Here is a 25,212-nt window from a genome sequence, read left to right on the forward strand (position 1 = left end):
TCTTTAAAATTTTACTGTTAAACCTAGAGAAACACTTCTTAATAAAGAATAACTATTAAGGGTTTGACCGTTGTTAAGTTCCCCTCCAAGTTGCATCATCCTTGGATCCATACCTTGACGTTTTGACCACATAAACAAGTTATTTCCAATAACACTTAATCGAGCATTTTTAATTCCCATCTTATCAAATGTATTGTTAGATAAGTCGTACGACACTCCAAAATTTTCCAAGCTTAGATAGCTTGCAGAAACCAAGTATAAATCAGAATTACTAAATTGAGTGTTATCCACACTTGATAGTATTGGAAGAGATGCATTCTTGTTCTCAGGGGTCCAAGTATTATAAATATCTTTATGATAATTAGCACCACTACTTCCCATTCCAGTACCTTCTCCGAACAGTCCCTGATACACATTATCATATACATATCCTCCTATTTGGTATGCAAAACCAACATTAAAGGACAGCTTTTTATAGCGTAAATCAAGTCCAAACCCACCATACAAATCTGGGTGAGCAGTTTTCTCGCTTAAGTACTGAGTAGCTGCGGAATGCGTTCCGGTGGTAGTTTTTGCGCCGATTGACTTCCCGGTAATAGGGTCAACTTCCCCTTGATTCCATTTACCAAACCCAGTTTCAGCATCAACTCCAGCAAATTCTCTAAGGTAATAGGTGTAAGCACTTTCTCCTTCAACAAAACGGAATACTGTCCCAGAGACAAAAGGCTGAGGTAGTCTTGTAATCTTATTTTTGTAGTGAGTTGCATTGGCCCATAGGTTTAAATTCAAATCCTCGGTGCGGACAACATCCCCATTGATAGCTATCTCGACACCAGTATTCTTCATATCACCGATATTTTGGGATTTGGCAGGGATTCCCAAAGAAGGTCTCTGTGGAAAATTATACAACATATCTGAAACAGCTCGTGTAAAGAACTCAAAATCTACATTTAACCTATTTGCAAAAAGACCCAATTCAAAGCCCGTATTGAAATTACGAGAGACTTCCCATTTCAAATCCTTTGTACCTGTATACACTTGCTTGATTGAAGGATTACCTTCTGCGTCAGCAGTAATTTCAAATTGGTCAACATAAGGGTAATAATTTCTACTAAATCCAAAATGAGACCTATGATCCATTGTTACATAAGACGGATAATACAAATTGTCATTCCCCTGCTCACCATAACTAATTTTCAACTTCAAATTAGAAATGCTATTGATATCCTTCAAAAATTCTTCATTCGAGACAACCCATGCTCCACCTAAACCATAAAAGTTACCCCATCTATTGTCAGGATGAAAAACTGAAGAACCATCTCTTCTGTAAGACGCATTCAAGTAATATTTGTTTGAATAACTATAGTTTAATTTAGATAAATATCCTTCTACTTTATAAAGATCATTGTATCCATTCAGCGCACTAAATTTACTTGCATTAGACAAGAAATCCTCATTAGGGATGACAATCATCGTCTTACTTCCAGACAAAAGCTTATTTGAATAATCAGAAGTCTCATGACCTATCATTACGTTTAACTTATGCTCTCCAAAGGTTTTATCAAAACTTAACAATTGCTGATTTGTCAATGTTTGCTCCATTGTTATAGCATTTGTAATAGAACCTCCGTATGGAGCAGAATCTCCCCCTTCTTCGTTTGAATAGCGGAATCTATTACCACCCAAATAGTCATAACCTAAATTATAGGTAAAATTGAAATACTTCAAGAAATCAAAGGAAGCATAAGCTCTTAGCCCCAAGTTTGTATTGTTGTTGGTTTGCTTATCCAATAACGTAGAGGCATAAGGATTCATATTTGTAATATATGGTCGAGTAGACGCACTTCCATCTGGATTGATGGTTTCACCCTTTCCCCAATCGTACAATTCTCGCCCTGATGCATTATACATTTTCTCTCCTTTTGCATTACGGGCGAAAATTGGATAAATAGGAGCCATATTCCTAGACCAAGAGAACAAATTGGAATAAGTTGCTGAACCTTTTCCAGCTTGAGGATCCTTAGCTTTAGTACTTGCAAAATTCACATTCGTACCCAACTTAACAAATTCATATGGTCTAAACTCGAGATTTGCGCGGCTTGAAATTCGGTCAAAGCCAGAATTAACAACGTAGCCCTCATCTTTCAGATATCCCCCGGATAAAAAAGCAGAAATCTTATCAGTAGCATATGACATATTCAAAGAATGTTCGTGTCGAATACTATTATCAAACAGATAATCATTCCAATCATCGTGATAGAGCAAAGATGCATCTGGATTTATTTTCCCAGTCAATGGGTCTATAATTTTATTGTTCGCAACATTGAAAATATTATATCCTAAATCCTGCACAAGACTATTAGTGGCTATTGACCTAGCATCCGCGTCAGTTTCATCTTCGACTAAGGCGCCTAATCTTAACCTCTGCCATCTTAACTCGTAGTATTCCTTTGGATCAGTTATATAGTTATAATCTTTTATTGCTCTAGAATTCACGCCAACTCTAGTATCAAAATTAATATCAACTTTACCCGTTTGCTTACCTTTTTTAGTTGTTATAATAATAACACCATTTGCTCCGCGGCTTCCATAAAGGGCATTGGCAGATGCATCCTTTAAGAAAGACATCTCCTCTATATCTTGAGATGAGATTGCCGCAACATCACCATTATATGGCACACCATCGATAACATACAATGGATCGTTAGAAGACGATATAGAGCCCAAGCCTCTAAACCTAACCGTAGCAGCAGCACCTGGTTGTCCAGACGTAGAACGTATTTGGACACCACCAACTTTTCCCGCTAACGACTGGATAACATTCGCCGTCTGAACCTGTTCCAAATCTTTGGATTTTAAAGTCGAAATCGATCCTGCAATCGACTCCTTTGTTTGCGTCCCATATGCAGTAACTACAACCTCCTCCAAAGACGTCTCATCGCTGGCCAACTGAACATTCACTGTAGAACGATCACCAACAGCCACCGTTTGGCGTTGGTATCCTACATACGAGAATACTAACGTAGCGTTGCCCGCTACATTAATGGAATAATTTCCGGAACCATCGGTCTGTGTGGCTGAAGTAGTTCCCTGAACTGCCACAGATACACCTTGTACAGGTGTACCGTCAGAAGCTGAGGTCACTTTACCAGTCACCTGACGATTCTGTGCATACGTCACCCCAACCAAGAGTGTACACACCAGAAAAAAACTGAGTAATTTTTGTTTCATATGTTTATGTTTATTAATAAAAGTGCCTCCCGAAAGAGACGTGAGTAAGCAACGAAATAGTTTACGAAAAAACGGTTTCAGAACTGCAAGTAGTAATAACTGGTATTGGCAAGTAGCATATAACAACATTTTGTTAAAAAATGTTAAAACAAAAATAATAGTTAATCCAAAAAAAACAAACGATTGCATAAAAAACCATTGCACGTTTATGTATGAAAAATGTTAAAAAATAGATAATTATACATTAAAACAACAATGCGCGCATAACAAATATTTTTTATTATCAATATTTTACAGCTTCAATTGTAACAAAGAATTCAAAAAGGTTTCCATAGTCATGGACCTGCTTTTGCTCAATTATGCATGTATCAATTGCTAATTTGACATTACAATAAAGAGTTTATAAACAAATCCTAAAAGATAAGCTCTTATTTAAACAATAATTCTAAAAATTTACAGCCAAAAGCAAAATCTGTGCGATGTATATCGGCGACCACAACTATTTGCATAGCCAACTACAAAAATGAAACTATAATTATCTACGAATAACACCACAGAAGCTATCTCGCAATGCCACCACACGACACAAAAATCAATCTAGATAGTCCCAAAAAAAACGGTTATCTCTTTCGAGACAACCGTTCCTATTGCTACAATTTGTATTATTTAACTAATCTATCTTGTTCCACCGGCCCACCAAACATTTTCAGAATAGACGTAAGTACCATTTCCATAAGCTGCTTCAACGTTAGGGTTGGTTGTGGTTTCAGAATTACCATAAGGCAAACGTAACGGGAATTTATTTGGATTCTTCAATTCGACCAAATTTTCACCTAAGCCTTTCCATCTGCGAATATCATTGTACATCTCAGTAGATTCTCCCGAAGCGCCAAAGAAAGCAAGATATTTTTGAATTACAATCTCCTTTAAAGGGTTTGCTTGGAACAACGGTTTAACTTCGTCAGCAAAATATGCGTCAATATCGGTTTGGGCTATCGCTGCGGAAGTTTCCGTTAGCCCACCATTTGCATTGACTGTAGGAGCATCGAATGCTGCTTTAACAGACTTTTCCGAGTTGACAATAGCTGCAGCAATTGCGGCTTTTAACACTGGCTCTATCTGTGCGGTTGACCTGCCCAATCGTTGCATCGCTTCTGCTTTCAAGAACTGCAATTCATGGTAACTCAACAACTGTGTAGATGCAGTTTGTGAGTACACGAAAGTAGATGTCAAATAACTATACTGTATTTGATCATTCTCGCCATTGGGAGCCAAAGCATCATAAGATGCTGCACCCACATTCATGTCATCTATCTGCGTCCAATCTGCATCTGTAAAATTTCTATTGCGACGTGGATCATTTCTTTCAATCATCTTGTCTGCAATGCTTTTACTTGCGGCTAAGCCATCTCTTGACCATTGAAAGTCAAATAAAGGGTTCAGATTCTGTGCATCGTACACATTGAATGCAGCTTCTTCTGAAGCCCCAGCAAACGACTTATCAACGAAGGCAACGACATCTTCCAAGGCTTTTGTCTTGTTGGCCGTAACTTTTAATAAACGCATGGTATACCTTGCCTTGAGACCATAAGCGAATTTAATCCATTTTGCATTATTGCCCGAAAACAACAGGTCATGCGTTGCGTAACCACCTGTTACATGCGTATCTCCTTTGGGTATGTTCTCGATAGCAGCATCTAACAACTCAATGATTTGAGTATAGATGACTTCTTGCTTATCAAGATTAGGTGTCTTATTGCCAAATGGATTGAAAGCCTCCGAGAAAGGCACGTCACCAAACATATCTGTCAACAATGCCGTGTTGTAAGCTACTAATATCTGTCCCACACCTAATGTCGAGTAATTACCGGCTTGTGAACCTCCGTCTGAACATTTGGCAACAATAATACGTGCATTTTTTACTACATTATAAATACTGTTCCAGCTGTTATTAAATGTAGTTGCTGACTGCGGCTCACCTTCACGATGCTCCGCATTCCACAATTGATTATGTGTACCTACTTCATGCTCTACGTATGTTGAAAGATAAGTATTTAAATCTCCTCCAACTCCCCTTACGGCTGTTTCTGTGATAACATCCGCTAAGATGAACTTAGCTTCGACATCCGTCGGGTTATTGGGATTTTTGTTGATTTCATCCATCCTGTCTTCCGAGCAAGATGAAAGTGCAATTGGTGTAGCAATTAGCCCCAATGCTAAAAGTTTGACTATACTATATTTGAATTTCATTATTTTAGAATTTAATGTTTACTCCTAAACCATAGCTAGAAGTTCCTGGAAGTGAAAATCTCTCGAAAGCTCCAGACATATTGGTATTCCCTTGGGAAACTTCAGGGTCAAAACCTTTCAACTCTGACCATAAGATAATGTTACGCGCAAAAGCATTGACATCAACTGCAAATCTAGCAGTCGAGTACACAGGGTAGCCAATAGCCACTTCTCTTAATTTTACAAAGGAAGTGCCAAATACCGAAGATTCCGAAATGCTGTTCTTTCTGTTGAAGTAATCATAAGCGTTGGCCGGGTTAATCAAGATATCGTTCTTTTCGTACACGCCAGGGGAAACTTCCTTCACGGCTTCTTCTTCAAACAAGAAAGGAGCACCACTTCTAAAGTCGGCTGATTTTTGAGTAACACCGTAGAAATCTAAAATCCCAGCAGTTCCGGACAACATCTGTCCCCCACTCTTCCAATCGAATACGGCAGATAATCTGACTTTCTTATATTCCAGTTTGGTATTGAAGCCCAAAAGAAAATCAGGTGATACAGAACCTATTACCTGCTGCTTACCTGCCTGTGGCAAGCCTTTAGCATCGACAACGATTTGTCCAGCATCATTTCTCAAATAAGAAGTACCGTATATAACCGGGAATTTTTGATCGATACCTGCACGCACTTGGGGTTCTACGAAACCACCTAAAAAGATACTTTGTACACCTTCTGCCAGCTCGTCCACATAGTTATCAATTTTGGTAAAATTGAAAGCCATGTCCCAACGGAAATCACCCTCGCGGAACGGAGAAATATTCAATGTCACTTCATGTGAGTTGGTATGTACCTTTCCTCCATTGGTAACCAAGCTATTGTATCCGCTTGACCCTCCTAACGGTACTTCGAAAATTTGATCTTTCACATTTTGGCGGGAAAAGGTATAACTCAAATCAAAAAGGCCTCTATAGAATGTCAGGTCTGTACCGAATTCGTAAGCTTTAGTATTTTGCGGCTTTAATGCTGGATCATATAAAATCTCGTAAGGTGTAAAAGCCACTGTAGAATTGATTGGATAAATAATAGGGGTACCAGAGGAGAATCCACCACTATATGTTGGTGTAGCATAATAAGATTCGTAGTAATTTCCAGCCTGGCCCACCTCAGCATAAGATGCACGCAACTTACCAAAAGTCAGGACGTCACTCTTAAGTCCTTCCAATTCCGTAAAAATAAAGGAACCAGAAACAGATGGGTAAAAGAACGAGCGGTTGTTACGAGGCATGTTAGACACCATATCATTCCGCCCAGTCACGTTCAAATAGAACATATTTTTGTATGCCAAATTTAAGTTTCCAAATACGCCAAAAGTACGCTTATCTCTCAATGTCTGCTCCCCAGAGTATGTAGAGGCATTATTCATATGGTTCCAGCCGGAGAAGTTGAAATTACCTCCATATACATAGTCTCTTCTCTGACTTCTATCTACGATTTCATTACCTACTAAGGCGTCTAAAGTCCATGTGTCATTGATATCCCATTTGTAAGCGGCAGTTGCCAAAGAATTCAATTCTGTAACCGAAAAGTGATAATTTTCGACCTGTCCTCGTGTGACACCAGCCTTACCATACCCCCAAAGGTCTGTATAATTGGAAGTATAGGAATCAACACCTAGTTGGTATTTCAAGGTCAACTTCTGGTTTTCGGCTAATTGAGTCACAAATTGAGCAAAACCATTTCCGAAGAAACGCTGTGTAGCTTCAGTAAATTGATTATGTTCTGTTGCCCAATATGGATTGTCAAAACCACCACCCCTGTAGTTATTCTGCGAATAAGGATTATCTTTTATATGATTTGGAATGCCCTTAAGGTCATACGATGCTGGAGCACCATAGATGGTTGCAATAAGACCGTTATTGGCACCCGTTTGTTTTGAGATTTTAGAATTGACATAATTTCCTGAAAACCCTGTAGACCATTTATCTGAAAGATTAAGTTGAGTGGCCAATTTGGCATTGTAGCGATCTAAACCAGTAGAGGGGACAATACCATTCGCATTGGTAGCACCTAAAGACATCGCGTAATGTCCTTTTTCGAAACCTTGCATAATATTTAAGGAATTGTTGTAGGTCGTCCCTATGTCAAAGAAATCTTTCGCATTGTTATAAGCTTGCGGGGTAGCCCAAGGGTCCAATCCTGCTGCAGCACGTTGAGGTACATAGAACTTTCCAGGTTGCTTACCAAATTTTTGTGTATAGGCATTATCTGTATTTCCCCCGTAAGTAGCATCATCAGCCAATTCCAAAATTTTAGGTCCCCATGAACCAGAAGCTGTAGGATTGTGTATCATCGCCCCGTCAGCTTTTCTTATTTCGCCCTGTGCATAAGTTGTTTGAAAATTTGGCAATACAGAAACTTTATCAAAAGATACGTTAGAATTGAAACTTATTTGTGCACGACCTTTTCCAGCACCTTTTCCACTTTTTGTGGTAATAATGATTGCACCATTTGAGGCGCGCATACCATAAAGAGCAGATGCGGCCTGTCCTTTTAGGATATTAATGCTTTCGATATCATTAGGATCTATATCCAATCCTCTAGAGGAGTAGTCTGAACCCGAAACAGAATTTAATGTTGAGACGTCGGAAGTCGATGTAATAGGCATTCCGTCGATTACATAAAGAGGCGTATTATCTTCCGTAAAAGAACGAGAACCGCGAATGGTTATTTTTGCGGATGCTCCGGGCATTCCTGAAGAAGGAGTAACTTGGACTCCCGACACTTTACCTTGGATTGCTGTTGCTAGGTTACTGTTTGCCGCTTGCGTCAACATTTCGCCTTTAACCTCTTGTGTAGAGGTCGCTAGCGCACGCTTTTCTCTTGAGATGCCCATGGCCGTCACGACGACCTCTTCCAAAGAAGTTTCATCACTAGCTAATTGTACATTAATAGCGGTGCGGTTTGCAACAGAGACCGTTTGGCGTTGATATCCCACATAGGAGAATACAAGCGTTGCATTGGACGCTACACTAATTGAATAATTTCCTGAACCATCTGTCTGTGTAGCTGAGGTAGTTCCTTGAACTGCAATTGAAGCTCCCTGTATCGGGGATCCATCTACAGCTGAAGTAACTTTGCCACTCACTTGAAGGTCTTGCGCATACGTAGCTCCAACCAAGAGCGTATACACTAGAAAAAAACTGAGTAATTTTTGTTTCATGTGTTTATGTTTATTAATAATATGCCTCATAAGAGAGACGTGAGTAAACGCACTTAGTTACGTTAAAAAAATACCCTTTTTCTGATTGGATTAAAATAGATGGCATGCAAAAATTCAATTAAAGCATTTGCAAGACAAATTCTTTATGAATATTTATGCTGTTTCGAACACAGTTGGAGTTAAATCTTTAATACTCGTACCCGCGGATATCACCAACAAAATAATATTGCGCACAGAAAAGTTAATTTTTGTTAAAACGCTGTGCAAATATAGAAATGAGAGGTTGCTATTGCAAGTATTTTAACACTTCTGTTTCAAAATTTCATTTTTCATATATTTATGGTTTAAAAAATGAAATTCATATAAAGAATATTATTTCGAATAAATACATGAAAACAGAATTTAATATAAAAAACATACACACATTCAAAACATACATCTAAAAATATTTTTCAAAGAATGTATTAAATAAATGAAAAACAATACGTTTCGACTGATATTGCATAGGCAATTTCAGTTAATCGACTACAAACTAACCATTTAACTACAAAACATCAAATTACAGAAAATTATAAAAAAATAAAGCGAGCTGTCCTTTGGGACAGCTCGCTTTATGAATAGAAAATCGATATCAACTAATACTCAAGCACTTTCACTTCCGTACGGCGATTAGCTTGGTGCTCCTGTATCGTACAGGACACCCCATCAGCACAATGGTTGACAAGCTTGGTCTCGCCATAGCCTTTGGCTACGATGCGGTCACGTGCTATACCACGACTAATGATATATTCAACGGCTGATTCGGCACGCCTTTGTGAAAGGGTCATATTATATTTATTGGAGCCGCGGCTGTCGGTATGGCTCGACAATTCAATTTTTAGGGTTGGATTGTCACGCATAGTTGCAACCAACTGATTCAAGATAGGCCGCGCATCTGCACGAATATCATATTTATCGAAGTTATAATAGATATTTTCCAAGACAAAGGTTGCCCCCTTTTCAAAAATAGGTTCCAATCGCAATGTCAGGCTAATAGTGGTATCCTTGGTCGGGTAGATGGCAGCAATATTAACCGAATCGCCATGGAACTTCACCTTCTCTCCGACAACCCGATAGTCCAACCCTGCTTCTATAGGAAAGGTAAACGCTCCTTTGACATCGCTCAACCTTCTGGATACAGTCTGACCATTGCCATCCAATAGACTTAGTTGTACATCTTCCAATAATGCATCTGTTTTCTTATTATAGGTAAGACCGTTCAATAGAATCGTAATCTTCGGCTTTGCGAAGGAGAATGAGTAGATATCATCAAGCCCCTTTCCGCCAATACGATCAGACGACAGGTACCCGTAACGAGCATCTTTACCATCGGCCATGATGATATAACCAAAATCATCGGACGCTGAATTGACGGGAAAACGCAAGTTGGTCCGGTTCTTAAAAAACGCCTTGCTTCCATCTGCGCTGAAAATATCTAAACCGCCCATTCCTGCAAAACCGTTGCTGGAATAATAGAGTTTATTTCCGGCAACAGAGGGGAACATTTCATCTCCCGAGGAATTGATTTCTGCTCCTGCATTCTGTGGCGCCCCCCAAGTACCATCGACATTGCGTTCGCTATACCAGATGTCCACCCCACCTTTTCCTCCTGGCATATCGGATGCAAAATACAACACTTGCTCATCGTCGCTCAAAGCCGCGTGACCTACAGAATAACGCTTAACATCATTATACGGGAAAGCACTTTCTTTCCATCCATCGCCATCTTTGGTATAAATCATCAATTCCAGATTGTGCTTTTTAAAAGTATACCTACCCGATTTATTCTTCTCGGTATCTTTTCCTGGATAGGTACGTGTAATATATAAGATGTCCTCATTCTTGTTAGCTATCACAGGACCGACGTGATAGGTACTTTCATTAAAGATATCTTGAAGGACATTGGGATATTGCAAAGTAAGACCATCTGTTTCCTTGGTGCTGGAATATATACGCAAGAACGTCCGACCTGTCATTCCAGAGACGTCACCATTCCAATTATCCGGTTCGCCTGTATACAACACGCTTCCTTGTAGCGGAAATGTACCGAATTGACTGTAACGGGTATTAATCAAGTCTTCATTCTTTAACTTGTGAACCGTCGGATTGGCCATCCACACCACTGCAGAGTCTGCTCCTTGAATGGCAAGGCGCACATCATCTGGTTTTCCAGTACGCTGTGCATACGCCTCAAATTGTTTCTTAGCTTCAGCATATTTACCCATTTTCTTGAGTACGTCAGCATAATTTAGCTGAGCCTGATCGCTGAATTCGCCACTATTGATGACTCTAGAATACCAGTTCTCCGCCAAGGAGTAGTCATTGATACGATAGTAACACTCTGCCAAACGCTCCATATCCTGAGGCTTCGGTTTCTTTCTGTCGACCAGCTTCTGGTAAACACCCGCAGCAGTATGGTATTCAAACTGTTGATACAGCTTATCGGCTGTTGTTCTCAAGCTGACCTGCTCTTGCGCCATTACAGAAACAGAGCTACCGATCAGCAAAAGCCCTGTGAAGATTAGTCTATATATATTGTACACACCCATGTTTGTATTGTTATCTTGTTAGTAGATGTTCGTATTTAGATATGCGTAGTGCGAACTGCGATGTCTTTTATCCTTATTTCTAAAACTCTTTGTTCCTTAATTAGATGTTAGCATTTAGATATGCGTAGTGCGAACTGCAATGTCTTTTATCTCTATTCGTTGATCCTTTCTTATTCCTTTATCACTCGTCAAGCCATCACTGATGACTAGTTCATTAACCTGTTCACTTTTTCTTCTCGATTAAAAGAACCTTGGACTTAAGTACTGGCTAGCAGCACGACGTCCAAAGGTAAATCCAAGCGTAATCTCGTGTGAACCATTCTGCAACCCACTCATTTTGTTGATCATGGCATCGTACGAATAACCAATACGTAGTCTCTCTGTAGCATAGAACTGCGCAATACCAGTGATAGCATTTGATGCGCTCAACTTATCGACGGTACGGTCTTGGTATTCTCTATTAAAAATCTTGGCTCTAGTTCGGTAACCAGCGCCGACCCAAAACTTGCCATTGAACACAAACATGGCATTAACATCTAATGAAGTCGGCCCCTTAAAATCTTCTTTTATCAACATACTAGGGCGTAGATGCACCCCTCTATCCAATTCAAACAATGCTCCAGCGATAAAATATCCACTGATGGTCCGATAGAGATTTTCGGTCGTATTCTGGTTGAAGCGATAATCCGACCCCGAATTGGTCCCGTTAAAAAGATCTTGGACGGATACACCGGCATACCATTTAGGATTGTAGTAATACACCCCTAAGCGAATGTCCGGAGCCCAATCCGATATCTTACCATTCGGAATGACTTGATCGCCATAATCATTGGGATCGAGCCTGTTTCCGTCAAGACTGTACTGGGACACACCGCCGGCAATACCCAAACTCAGGCGTTGGGTATCTTCAGCATCCAACTGTAACCTAAATGCATAGTTTGCATAGATAGAAGTTGCAGACTGAGCGCCAAGCTTATCGGCAGTCACATTCAGCCCCACACCGTGTCTTTTGGCAACAGGATCCAACACACCATCAAGTGATGCCGTTCCTGTTTTAGGAGCGCCATCCCACCCAGTCCATTGACTCCGTAAGCCAACTTGGGCGAACCACTCTTCTTTGTACCCTGCATAAGCTGGATTGACACTCATCGAGTTGAATATATACTGTGTAAACTGGATGCTCTGTTGAGCTCCAACTTTCGCTAGCCCCAATAATCCAATGACCAGTGCGGTCGCATATTTTCCGTATCTCATCTTGTATATGATCTATTTTTAGCGTCTGCTTTATGTATGGTCAAAAGAACCTTCTGCCTGTCTTCACCTTTACGATGGGTGACATTTGACGAAGGTCTTTTGACCTATTTCAAGTTAATGGCTCTGCTTTATATCCTACTTAGTTTCTCTTAATCAAAACATCACCTTTGTAGAGCGTCGTTTGACTGCCTTTGATTGCCTCTATGATATAGAAGTAAGTTCCAGCATTCAAGCCATCGCCAGCCCATGAGTTATCATAATCTGTGCTGCGATATACTTCGTTGCCCCATCTATTCACAATGGTAATATTGATTCGGTCGTAATTCTCATGACCAATGATTACAAACTTATCGTTAAACCCATCGCCATTTGGTGTGAATACATTCGGAATATGAAGTTTACGACCTGTAATATTGACCGTTACCTTCGCCGTATCTGACAGACCATTCTCGTCTGTAATACTATATTCGAATACATCTTGACCAACGAATCCCGGATCCGGTGTATAGGTGACCGTACCGTCTACATTGACGACTACAGTACCGTGTATTGGTTGCGTGACAATCGTCACCTTGCTACGATCGATTGCGCTCGAGCCCGCATTGTCGTTAACTAAGATATCAAACCTATTCTTTCCGTCTGTGTAATTGTCTTCATAAGGTAGTTCATACGTATCATCATTGGCAATAGGCCCAGTGAAACTAAATTTAGTCATCCATGTACCTTCCTTGGTACGTACAGCATAACTCTCGATATCTGCCCGGGTATGGACCCCTGCCGCTCCGAGTTTAGTCACATCTCCTATCCAGTTGCCACTACCTGAGTATTGCATCACCTCGGCATTCTTATCTACGAACATCTTACCGTTGGTAATCGACTGGTGGATAAGCGTGTAATCCGATAACATGTCTTTATCAGCGAAGATATGCCATACACGGTCCATTCCAATCTCTTTGTCGTCAAGCTGTACAAATGCACCTGCGGCTTCATAATCCACTACACTGACATACAATCTGGTCTCCCCTTGAGGAGTTAAGATAGCCGGTGTGTAGCTAGTCTCGCTGATCCCTACTGGGAACAGGAACTGCTCACCAGCTTTCAAACTCTTGATCAACAAGCTTTTCGGAACATTACCAGTGACAACATAGCCTTTAATATTTTGATTAGGCCCGGCTATACTTCCTGCATTTAAGAGTGTGGCGTCGGGACCAAGTACCAGCTCAAAGCCATTGAGCAAAATATCTCCTCCTTGTACGTTGAAATCAATATTGGACGCTACCTTAAGCGCTGCTATCCCATCTGCATTTTCTTTTAAATCATATCCTGGATCGGTGATATCTGCCAATTTGATATTGCTGGCATTGTCGATGACGATATTTACACCGATGAACGCACCGTTGTTACCATCTATGATGGTCGGCTGATTTCCCCAACCTTCATAATATGGATTAGCTCCTGGATCTTTTAATATCAGTTTTCCAGAACCTGTAATCTTGGCTGTCGGTGCAATCCAGATACTCTTGCTATAGACATACAAATCGCCATTGATTTGCCAATCTGTATTAGGCCCTAGGAATAGCTTTTCGGAATAGATGACATCCGAGGTACCTTCGGCAAGAATCATCTGACCATTGTCCGAAAACAGGCTTCCCTTACCGTCTTGAGCAGAGACTCTTGTTCCTACTGCTACCAGTAGGAACAAGAATATCGCTTTTATAATTATCTTAATATTCATAGATCAAAATTGAATAATATACGCTTTATACACAACTCGCTATACCCGAATTATTGGCGAGCCTTACTCGGTAGCATAGGGTTGGTGATCACTCGACAATCCTTTACTTGAATTAGTATTTCGTTTGATATTGCCGGACATTTTCCGTTATCCACTTTTAGTCGCACTTTAAGTCCATTAATGGTTTTCGGTGCATGTGAAATATTCAGTTTATTATTTGTCACACTGATATGATTCGAAAATGTCGAATTACTCAAAGTTTGCCAGCTATTGGGAGCGGTACTTGTTGAATACTCCCAGATATAACTTGTTGCTCCTGTCGCATTGATTGTGACCTCCTTATCGTTATTTTCACAGAGGCTCATATTAGGAACTGCTGTATCTACAGTTGGTAACTCGCTTATCACAACTGTAAAATCGACCTTCGGACCGAAACAAATTTGTCCTCCTTGGTTTTTTCCTTCGGCAACTTTATAGGAATAGGTTCCTACAGCCGTTGGCTTAGGTGCTTCTGATAACTGTTGTGTTCCATCTGAATTGAAGTAGTAAAGATTGTAGCCATTTGTTTGTCCCTCTTGTGACAGGTTTACATCCAGCACTACTTCTTCCCCAAAACAAAACTCAACATTCTTGGTAACTGGAGAAGTTGTCACTTTTTCCAAACTTGTTTGCAATTTCAAATAGCATCCCGGATCCATGCCGGGCACTACAGCATAATATGTCAATTTCTCACCACTGGTTGTCGATACTGGAAAATTCCCCGTTATCAATCCTGTAGTGCTATTGTAAGAAGCGGGCACTTGGTTAAAGAATTTGGTCCCTAAAGGGTATTGATTAACGATTTCATCTCTAGCAAAAGCATTCCCTGCAAGTTCGCAAAATGCTTTAAACTGTCGCATTCCATTTTCGACCGGAGGATTACATCCTTCAATATAATCTGCGCTAATACTAATTGTTGAGGTAAAATCATCATATACTGGACCTGCGCACACGCCATTACCATAGTCTCTCACCAAATCTGAAGATACAGCTGTACCAGATGTTGCTCCAGTCCCGGATATCTTGCCATTAATCTTGACTTCTAGACCACATGGACCGCTAGCGCTAGTTAAAAGTACGCAGTTATCAGATACCTTAAAACGATATTTGAGAAATCCTTGTAGAATGGACTTGCTATCATCTTTTGGTAAAATGCCTATATCCCAAACCAGCTTACCTCCAGGAGTGGTTGCAGAAGTTGCACCTGAAGGCGCTCCTGCAGGAGGAACCCATGTAACCGTGGTATTTTCAGGAATCCTTATGCTATTATTCGACCCTCTAGTAATATCTGCACTTATAAAATGTAAGTTATGAGGAATCGGGATTTCAATCTTGGTATTATTGACCGCTTCCTCACCTTTATTATAGACATCCAATTTGAATTCAAAGTTCTGCCCAGGAGTAATGGTACCTCCATTTGTAGGTGCTACACCAAAGCCTGGAGAAGGTTTATTTTCACCAATAACTTCTGGCACATAGGCATCTACAGCAAAGACGATACTGAAAATAGTATAAAGATCCCCACTTGTTCCATACCTAAACCGTGTGGAGGTTTGGTTGTTGTTAATTAATACATTCCCACTATTGGGCAAATCAAACATACTGATATCCATCCCCGTATTATTTGTCAAATTCGGGTTTCTATCGTTATTACCAGTGAATATTGAGGAATTAAAAAAGTTTCCCGTAGTGTTGGCCGCATGACTCAATCTGGTATAGTCATTAGACGTTCGCTCCCGCATTTCAATGTAATCACCTGTTGTACCAACATCTCCCTCACCTGCCATTAGCCCCATCTTTACATTTACAGCTCCATTTTGAGCTGCTCTAAATCCCGAAATATCTAGGGTCTGCGTGTTACCATTTGCAGAAATATAGGAGTAACCATCAAAGACAGTTATATCTCTCCATTTCATGGAAGAGTTTTTATAGACTATAACCATGCCCCATCCTCCAAAATATCCCGTCTGGTTAGACCCCTCAGATAAGGCCATATCAGCCACCCAATATTTACCAACACCATTGGTCCTAACATAATCCGTAACATCTGCATACCCCACATAAATATATGCATTTCCCGAACCTTGATAGGCAATTTGACTCCCAGCATCTACTTCAAAATATTGATTGCCTTCTTTTTTGAACTTGACCTTATTCTTATAGTAATTTTTGTTGTTATAGGTTATATAGTCCCTATTAGTACCACTATTTTCAGCTCTACCTGTCCAATACAAACCCGCATATAATATCTCCGAACAATCAGAATTCCCGCCTCCCAACTTAAGCTCAGACATGGACGAATTATATGTGGAATTGTCGTTGTCCTTATCTACAACAACCATTGAATTACTGTTGTTATTTCGATCAGCTCTATAGCTTCCTAATGTTAAGTTAGTATTCCCCAACATCACGAAATCACCTTGAATATTGTAGGTTGACACACCCTTATAGGGTGCTGGTGCTTTTTGTGACGTGCGAGGAGCGAATGAAACAACACTTTGTCCAAAGAGTTGAAGACTCAAAGTCATAAAGAGTATAACGACCCAATACTTTATGTACATACTATCCTTCATGACCATCTTCATTATCAATTTTTTCCAACAAAAAGTTTACATCCTTTAACTTTTCGACCAACTTTAAGCTAGTTAGTTGATTCAATATCGACGGCCTTGAATTTTCCTCTTCAAATTGCACAACTAAATATTCTAAAGAGTTAAAAAACTTTAACTCTTCGCTCTTTAAATCGAATATTTCGCTTTTTTTTATCCGAAGGACCAAAATTTTGGTATTCCTATAGTCATTGGCGTATGTATCCGATAGTAAAAAGTCGAACTGCCCCTTACCTGTTATTTCTACATTTTCAATCTTCTTATCCGTATTCCAAAGATAAACAGGCTTATCAGCCTCATCGAAAAGTAGTTTTGGCGGGCTTCCGTACATCAGAAACTCTAACTTTTCCTTCGCATCTCCTTGGAGTGTTTCCAACTCTTCACTTACAGTTTTAATAGAGGCTTCTTGCGCCTGTGCTTTGAATCCAAAACACAGTGCAAAAAACAATACGATACATATAATACTTTTCATGGTTAGTTGTCCTCCTTAACAGCAAAAACAATATTCATAAATGTACCGGCAGTGATATCGACATTTGCATTTACTTTATAAGTCAATTCTCCCGTATCAGAAACACTTACACTGTCAAATACTGTAGTGTCGAAATAAGTTATATAATAATGTAGTTGATTAGATGGTAGTACAGGAAGTGCTGGAGCACCGCTACTTTTGACAGTGGTATTGAACTGGGCTGTATATCTGGCATAAAGGTCTAGCTTACCGGCTCTAGTACTATTTGCAAATGACTCTCCTGGCAATAAAGTAATTTGATTCTCAGCAAGTGGAATTACAATTGAAGGCATATAAAAGAACTTCGGCATTGCTGCTTTCAATGCTTTAACTACGTTATCACTTCCAACAGCAAGCAAATGCTGGGTAACTCCCGCTGTCGCATCAGTAGCCTGTACCTTTTTCTTATCCAATCCGGACACGACAAACTGACTTCCTAATGTGGCAATCTCTAATTTTTGTCCATCCTGAGTAATTATCGTTTCTTTTAATAACTTACCTCCCAACTGAACATTATTAGCGATAGCACCTAAACCATTATCCGCAGTAATTTCAGTAGCTATATCAGATTGAGGAACCCATTTAGGATTACCGTTTTCATCCGTTACTAAAACCTGGTCATTACCTGCTTTTGCAATGTCAATAGGGGCTATAGTACCGTCTTTAATTTGTGATGTTGTAATAGACTCCGCTTTTACACGTAAACTCGTTTCGACTAAAACGGATTTAACACCACCACTAGCAACCTCAATTGTTGCAGCGGCTCCATCAGCTGCCGTCAAATCTTTTCCTTGTGCTTTAATAAGATTAGCTAAATTAAGTACATTACTGTCTCCATCTTCGTCAACATAAGTCAATGTACCTGCATTATTATCAATAGACACACTAGTCAACGTCTCCAGGTTCTTCACCAGTGCGGTAAGGTTCAACTGCGTGATGTTGCCGTCCTCGTCCTTGTAGTCGATATTGGTGTTGTCGGCATTGAGCGCGATAGTGGTCAACGTCTCCAGGTTGGATACGTCGATAGTGGTAGAGTTCCCCTGCTCGTCCTTGTACGTGAACGTACCGTCAGCATTCTCGACAACGGTGGTCAACGTCTCCAGGTTCTTCACCAGTGCGGTAAGGTTCAACTGCGTGATGTTGCCGTCCTCGTCCTTGTAGTCGATATTGGTGTTGTCGGCGTTGAGCGCGATAGTGGTCAACGTCTCCAGGTTGGATACGTCGATAGTGGTAGAGTTCCCCTGCTCGTCCTTGTACGTGAACGTACCGTCAGCATTCTCGACAACGGTGGTCAACGTCTCCAGGTTCTTCACCAGTGCGGTAAGGTTCAACTGCGTGATGTTGCCGTCCTCGTCCTTGTAGTCGATATTGGTGTTGTCGGCGTTGAGCGCGATAGTGGTCAACGTCTCCAGGTTGGATACGTCGATAGTGGTAGAGTTCCCCTGCTCGTCCTTGTACGTGAACGTACCGTCAGCATTCTCGACAACGGTGGTCAACGTCTCCAGGTTCTTCACCAGTGCGGTAAGGTTCAACTGCGTGGTGTTGCCGTCCTCGTCCTTGTAGTCGATATTGGTGTTGTCGGCATTGAGCGCGATAGTGGTCAACGTCTCCAGGTTGGATACGTCGATAGTGGTAGAGTTCCCCTGCTCGTCCTTGTACGTGAACGTACCGTCAGCATTCTCGACAACGGTGGTCAACGTCTCCAGGTTCTTCACCAGTGCGGTAAGGTTCAACTGCGTGATGTTGCCGTCCTCGTCCTTGTAGTCGATATTGGTGTTGTCGGCGTTGAGCGCGATAGTGGTCAACGTCTCCAGGTTGGATACGTCGATAGTGGTAGAGTTCCCCTGCTCGTCCTTGTACGTGAACGTACCGTCAGCATTCTCGACAACGGTGGTCAACGTCTCCAGGTTCTTCACCAGTGCGGTAAGGTTCAACTGCGTGATGTTGCCGTCCTCGTCCTTGTAGTCGATATTGGTGTTGTCGGCGTTGAGCGCGATAGTGGTCAACGTCTCCAGGTTGGATACGTCGATAGTGGTAGAGTTCCCCTGCTCGTCCTTGTACGTGAACGTACCGTCAGCATTCTCGACAACGGTGGTCAACGTCTCCAGGTTCTTCACCAGTGCGGTAAGGTTCAACTGCGTGGTGTTGCCGTCCTCGTCCTTGTAGTCGATATTGGTGTTGTCGGCATTGAGCGCGATAGTGGTCAACGTCTCCAGGTTGGATACGTCGATAGTGGTAGAGTTCCCCTGCTCGTCCTTGTACGTGAACGTACCGTCAGCATTCTCGACAACGGTGGTCAACGTCTCCAGGTTCTTCACCAGTGCGGTAAGGTTCAACTGCGTGATGTTGCCGTCCTCGTCCTTGTAGTCGATATTGGTGTTGTCGGCATTGAGCGCGATAGTGGTCAACGTCTCCAGGTTGGATACGTCGATAGTGGTAGAGTTCCCCTGCTCGTCCTTGTACGTGAACGTACCGTCAGCATTCTCGACAACGGTGGTCAACGTCTCCAGGTTCTTCACCAGTGCGGTAAGGTTCAACTGCGTGATGTTGCCGTCCTCGTCCTTGTAGTCGATATTGGTGTTGTCGGCGTTGAGCGCGATAGTGGTCAACGTCTCCAGGTTGGATACGTCGATAGTGGTAGAGTTCCCCTGCTCGTCCTTGTACGTGAACGTACCGTCAGCATTCTCGACAACGGTGGTCAACGTCTCCAGGTTCTTCACCAGTGCGGTAAGGTTCAACTGCGTGATGTTGCCGTCCTCGTCCTTGTAGTCGATATTGGTGTTGTCGGCATTGAGCGCGATAGTGGTCAACGTCTCCAGGTTGGATACGTCGATAGTGGTAGAGTTCCCCTGCTCGTCCTTGTACGTGAACGTACCGTCAGCATTCTCGACAACGGTGGTCAACGTCTCCAGGTTCTTCACCAGTGCGGTAAGGTTCAACTGCGTGATGTTGCCGTCCTCGTCCTTGTAGTCGATATTGGTGTTGTCGGCGTTGAGCGCGATAGTGGTCAACGTCTCCAGGTTGGATACGTCGATAGTGGTAGAGTTCCCCTGCTCGTCCTTGTACGTGAACGTACCGTCAGCATTCTCGACAACGGTGGTCAACGTCTCCAGGTTCTTCACCAGTGCGGTAAGGTTCAACTGCGTGGTGTTGCCGTCCTCGTCCTTGTAGTCGATATTGGTGTTGTCGGCGTTGAGCGCGATAGTGGTCAACGTCTCCAGGTTGGATACGTCGATAGTGGTAGAGTTCCCCTGCTCGTCCTTGTACGTGAACGTACCGTCAGCATTCTCGACAACGGTGGTCAACGTCTCCAGGTTCTTCACCAGTGCGGTAAGGTTCAACTGCGTGGTGTTGCCGTCCTCGTCCTTGTAGTCGATATTGGTGTTGTCGGCATTGAGCGCGATAGTGGTCAACGTCTCCAGGTTGGATACGTCGATAGTGGTAGAGTTCCCCTGCTCGTCCTTGTACGTGAACGTACCGTCAGCATTCTCGACAACGGTGGTCAACGTCTCCAGGTTCTTCACCAGTGCGGTAAGGTTCAACTGCGTGGTGTTGCCGTCCTCGTCCTTGTAGTCGATATTGGTGTTGTCGGCATTGAGCGCGATAGTGGTCAACGTCTCCAGGTTGGATACGTCGATAGTGGTAGAGTTCCCCTGCTCGTCCTTGTACGTGAACGTACCGTCAGCATTCTCGACAACGGTGGTCAACGTCTCCAGGTTCTTCACCAGTGCGGTAAGGTTCAACTGCGTGATGTTGCCGTCCTCGTCCTTGTAGTCGATATTGGTGTTGTCGGCGTTGAGCGCGATAGTGGTCAACGTCTCCAGGTTGGATACGTCGATAGTGGTAGAGTTCCCCTGCTCGTCCTTGTACGTGAACGTACCGTCAGCATTCTCGACAACGGTGGTCAACGTCTCCAGGTTCTTCACCAGTGCGGTAAGGTTCAACTGCGTGATGTTGCCGTCCTCGTCCTTGTAGTCGATATTGGTGTTGTCGGCGTTGAGCGCGATAGTGGTCAACGTCTCCAGGTTGGATACGTCGATAGTGGTAGAGTTCCCCTGCTCGTCCTTGTACGTGAACGTACCGTCAGCATTCTCGACAACGGTGGTCAACGTCTCCAGGTTCTTCACCAGTGCGGTAAGGTTCAACTGCGTGATGTTGCCGTCCTCGTCCTTGTAGTCGATATTGGTGTTGTCGGCATTGAGCGCGATAGTGGTCAACGTCTCCAGGTTGGATACGTCGATAGTGGTAGAGTTCCCCTGCTCGTCCTTGTACGTGAACGTACCGTCAGCATTCTCGACAACGGTGGTCAACGTCTCCAGGTTCTTCACCAGTGCGGTAAGGTTCAACTGCGTGATGTTGCCGTCCTCGTCCTTGTAGTCGATATTGGTGTTGTCGGCGTTGAGCGCGATAGTGGTCAACGTCTCCAGGTTGGATACGTCGATAGTGGTAGAGTTCCCCTGCTCGTCCTTGTACGTGAACGTACCGTCAGCATTCTCGACAACGGTGGTCAACGTCTCCAGGTTCTTCACCAGTGCGGTAAGGTTCAACTGCGTGGTGTTGCCGTCCTCGTCCTTGTAGTCGATATTGGTGTTGTCGGCATTGAGCGCGATAGTGGTCAACGTCTCCAGGTTGGATACGTCGATAGTGGTAGAGTTCCCCTGCTCGTCCTTGTACGTGAACGTACCGTCAGCATTCTCGACAACGGTGGTCAACGTCTCCAGGTTCTTCACCAGTGCGGTAAGGTTCAACTGCGTGGTGTTGCCGTCCTCGTCCTTGTAGTCGATATTGGTGTTGTCGGCGTTGAGCGCGATAGTGGTCAACGTCTCCAAAGCATTTATATCATTCTTGACATCAATAACCGTTGCAATATTCTTCTCATTTGTATAGGTATATGTACCATCTCCATTGTTAACCAAGGTAGTAACGGTTTCGTTTGCCTGAACAATACTCTCGATGGTCGCCCATTCCAACTGTCCGGATGCGTTGGTGACCAGCATGGAGTTGGCAGCGCCTTCCTTGATGCTGACCTTGTATGGATCTGCAGCGGTACCCGTACCCGTAACGGTGATGAAATCACTGCCCGAGATATTGGAGACATTGTTCGCCAGATGCGTGATGTAATCCTCGATGGTATTGAACGTATCGCCGTTCACCGTAACCGGACCCTCGTTCACGATGGTCTCGAAGTTCTCCACGACAGAAGCCGGGATATCGATAACGGTGACCGTATTGTCCTCAGAGGTGTACGTGTACTTGCCGTCGGTACCTTTTACCAAAGTGGTAACGGTCTCGTTGTCTTTTACGATGCTCTCGATGGTCGCCCATTCCAATTGACCGGATGCGTTCGTGACCAGCATGGAGTTGGCAGCGCCTTCCTTGATGCTGACCTTGTATGGGTCTGCAGTGGTACCCGTGCCCGTAACGGTGATGAAATCACTGCCCGAGATATTGGAAACATTGTTCGCCAGATGGGTGATGTAATCCTCGATGGTGTTGAACGTATCGCCATTGATGGTAACCGGACCCTCGTTCACGATGGTCTCGAAGTTCTCCACCACAGAGGCAGGAACGTCGATCAACGTCTTGGTGCCATTCTCGGAAGTGTATTCGTATTTACCTCCGCCCAAAGGGACCAAAGTAGTCAACGTTTCGTTGGCTTTCACAATACTTTCGATGGTCGCCCATTCCAATTGGCCGTCCTTGTTGGTAATCAGAAGCGAGTTGGCCGCGCCTTCCTTGATGCTGACCTTGTAAGGATCGGCTGTAGTACCTGTACCGCTAACGGTGATGAAATCACTGCCCGAAATATTGGAGACATTGTTCGCCAGATGGGTGATGTAATCCTCGATAGTATTGAACGTATCGCCATTGATGGTAACAGGACCTTCGTTCACGATAGTCTCGAAGTTCTCCACAACAGAGGCAGGAACGTCGATCAACGTTTTGGTGCCATTCTCGGAAGTGTATTCGTATTTACCTCCGCCCAAAGGGACCAAAGTAGTCAACGTTTCGTTGGCTTTCACAATACTCTCGATGGTCGCCCATTCCAATTGACCGGCCGCGTTCGTGACCAGCATGGAGTTGGCAGCGCCTTCCTTGATAGATATCTTGTAAGGATCGGCCGTGGTACCTGTACCGCTAACGGTGATGAAATCACTGCCCGAGATATTGGAAACATTGTTCGCCAGATGGGTGATATAATCTTCAATAGTATTGAACGTATCGCCATTGATGGTAACAGGACCTTCGTTCACGATGGTCTCGAAGTTCTCCACGACAGAGGCAGGAACGTCGATCAACGTCTTGGTGCCATTCTCGGAAGTGTATTCGTATTTACCTCCGCCAAGGGCAACCAAAGTGGTAACGGTTTCGTTTGCCTGAACGATTTCTTTAATCGTGATTTCTTTAGTTTCGCCAGTCTCTGTTATGTAAGTGAATTTATCACCGTCGTAATATACATTACCACCGACGTTCTTGATTAGATTAATGATTGCGTTCTTGACGTTTTCTTCCTTGACAATGGTCTCGAAGTTTTGAATAACATCAGCGGGTACGTTGATAATCGTCTTCGTGCCATTCTCAGAAGTATATTCATATTTGCCTTCTCCAAGAGAAACCAGAGTAGTAATCGTCTCATTTGCCTGAACGATTTCTTTAATCGTAATCTCTTTGGTTTCGCCAGTCTCTGTTATGTAAGTGAATTTATCACCGTCGTAATATACATTACCACCGACGTTCTTGATTAGATTAATGATTGCGTTCTTGACGTTCTCTTCCTTGACAATGGTCTCGAAGTTTTGAATAACATCAGCGGGTACGTTGATAATCGTCTTCGTGCCATTCTCAGAAGTATATTCATATTTGCCTTCTCCAAGAGAAACCAGAGTAGTAATCGTCTCATTTTTCTTGACAACTTCTGTCAAATTAATCGTAATAGGGTTGCCACTGGCATCCACGAACGAAATTTCGTAAGTAGTAGGGTTATAGGAAATATTTGTCGCACCAGTCGAACTACCTGCTGCAATCCATTTTTTACCATCATTGTAATATATACCCGGAACTACATCGTTAGAAGCTGCCGTATTATACACCATCATACCCGCAATATGTTTATTGCCTTGAAGTGGTGCTGGATTGGTAGTGGAAACTAACTCTACTCTCGAGAATAAAAGTCCTTTGAATTTACTCTCCAATTCAATCATCGCATCCTTGTTGGGAAGATTTGACTCTCCAACAGTAGTTCCATCACTGATCTTCTGTTGTGCGTAAGCTGTTCCGGCTGCAAAAAGAGAAGACAAGAACAATAATGAAAGACGTTTTTTCATATACTGAATATTTTACTTGATACTGGTTTCTTTGAAAAAAGTTAATAATCTGATAGAATGAGTAGATTTTCAACGATCTACAAATAATTTCCTAACAAAGGTATCAAAGCAGTGATTTTTATTTTTTTATAGTTCAGTAGTTGTAGAATTTATACTACAAAAAGGGAGGGTACACACAAAAACAGGGGTAAAAAACAGATTTTTTGTAGTGGTTACGCTACAATTGTATGTTAAAAGCCTTAACATTTCCAAGATTCGAACAATATACGGACACAAATTTCGTTTTGGCAAATAATTTACAAAAATCATGATCAAACAAACACCTTAACAACAAAAAAGTTAATGGAAAGGAAATTTCTATGAGTAAAAATGAGGCTTATAAAAAATATAACTCAACCTTTGTCCCACAGAAGATATGTGAAAACAGAAATTAACAAAGAATATCAGGAAAATTTTGAAAGATAATATTAA

The 25,212-nt window shown here is 42.4% G+C and carries 9 protein-coding genes; all 9 read right to left on the reverse strand.

Going from position 1 to position 25,212, the window contains the following annotated elements; genetic code table 11:
- Positions 1–3 precede the first annotated feature (3 nt).
- The 9 genes from OQ289_RS20705 to OQ289_RS20745 all read right to left on the reverse strand — a co-directional run bounded on the left by OQ289_RS20705 (position 4) and on the right by OQ289_RS20745 (position 24,741).
- Complete coding sequence (locus tag OQ289_RS20705) at positions 4–3,231, reverse strand: SusC/RagA family TonB-linked outer membrane protein (RefSeq protein WP_270088630.1); 3,228 nt, start codon at positions 3,229–3,231, stop codon at positions 4–6.
- Positions 3,232–3,906: 675 nt separating this feature from the next.
- On the reverse strand, positions 3,907–5,481 hold the full coding sequence (locus OQ289_RS20710) for a SusD/RagB family nutrient-binding outer membrane lipoprotein (RefSeq protein ID WP_270088631.1): 1,575 nt from the start codon (positions 5,479–5,481) through the stop codon (positions 3,907–3,909).
- Between the two features lie 4 nt (positions 5,482–5,485).
- The gene (locus OQ289_RS20715) at positions 5,486–8,680 is read right to left on the reverse strand and encodes a SusC/RagA family TonB-linked outer membrane protein (protein WP_270088632.1); all 3,195 of its coding nucleotides are present in this window, start codon (positions 8,678–8,680) and stop codon (positions 5,486–5,488) included.
- Between the two features lie 635 nt (positions 8,681–9,315).
- Positions 9,316–11,268, reverse strand: a complete 1,953-nt coding sequence (locus tag OQ289_RS20720) for an OmpA family protein (RefSeq protein ID WP_270088633.1) — start codon at positions 11,266–11,268, stop codon at positions 9,316–9,318.
- 240 nt (positions 11,269–11,508) lie between these two features.
- Positions 11,509–12,522, reverse strand: coding sequence for a PorP/SprF family type IX secretion system membrane protein (locus OQ289_RS20725; protein ID WP_270088634.1), 1,014 nt, complete (start codon positions 12,520–12,522; stop codon positions 11,509–11,511).
- Between the two features lie 139 nt (positions 12,523–12,661).
- Positions 12,662–14,257: a gliding motility-associated C-terminal domain-containing protein gene (locus tag OQ289_RS20730; RefSeq protein ID WP_270088635.1), complete on the reverse strand. Its 1,596-nt coding sequence runs from the start codon at positions 14,255–14,257 to the stop codon at positions 12,662–12,664.
- A gap of 50 nt (positions 14,258–14,307) precedes the next feature.
- Positions 14,308–16,869: a hypothetical protein gene (locus OQ289_RS20735; protein WP_270088636.1), complete on the reverse strand. Its 2,562-nt coding sequence runs from the start codon at positions 16,867–16,869 to the stop codon at positions 14,308–14,310.
- Positions 16,859–17,377, reverse strand: a complete 519-nt coding sequence (locus OQ289_RS20740) for a hypothetical protein (protein WP_270088637.1) — start codon at positions 17,375–17,377, stop codon at positions 16,859–16,861. Before OQ289_RS20740 ends, OQ289_RS20735 begins: the two co-directional genes overlap by 11 nt.
- A gap of 2 nt (positions 17,378–17,379) precedes the next feature.
- Positions 17,380–24,741: a hypothetical protein gene (locus OQ289_RS20745; RefSeq protein WP_270088638.1), complete on the reverse strand. Its 7,362-nt coding sequence runs from the start codon at positions 24,739–24,741 to the stop codon at positions 17,380–17,382.
- Positions 24,742–25,212 lie beyond the last annotated feature (471 nt).

It is taken from the genome of Sphingobacterium sp. SYP-B4668 (genome assembly GCF_027627455.1).
Lineage (GTDB): Bacteria > Bacteroidota > Bacteroidia > Sphingobacteriales > Sphingobacteriaceae > Sphingobacterium.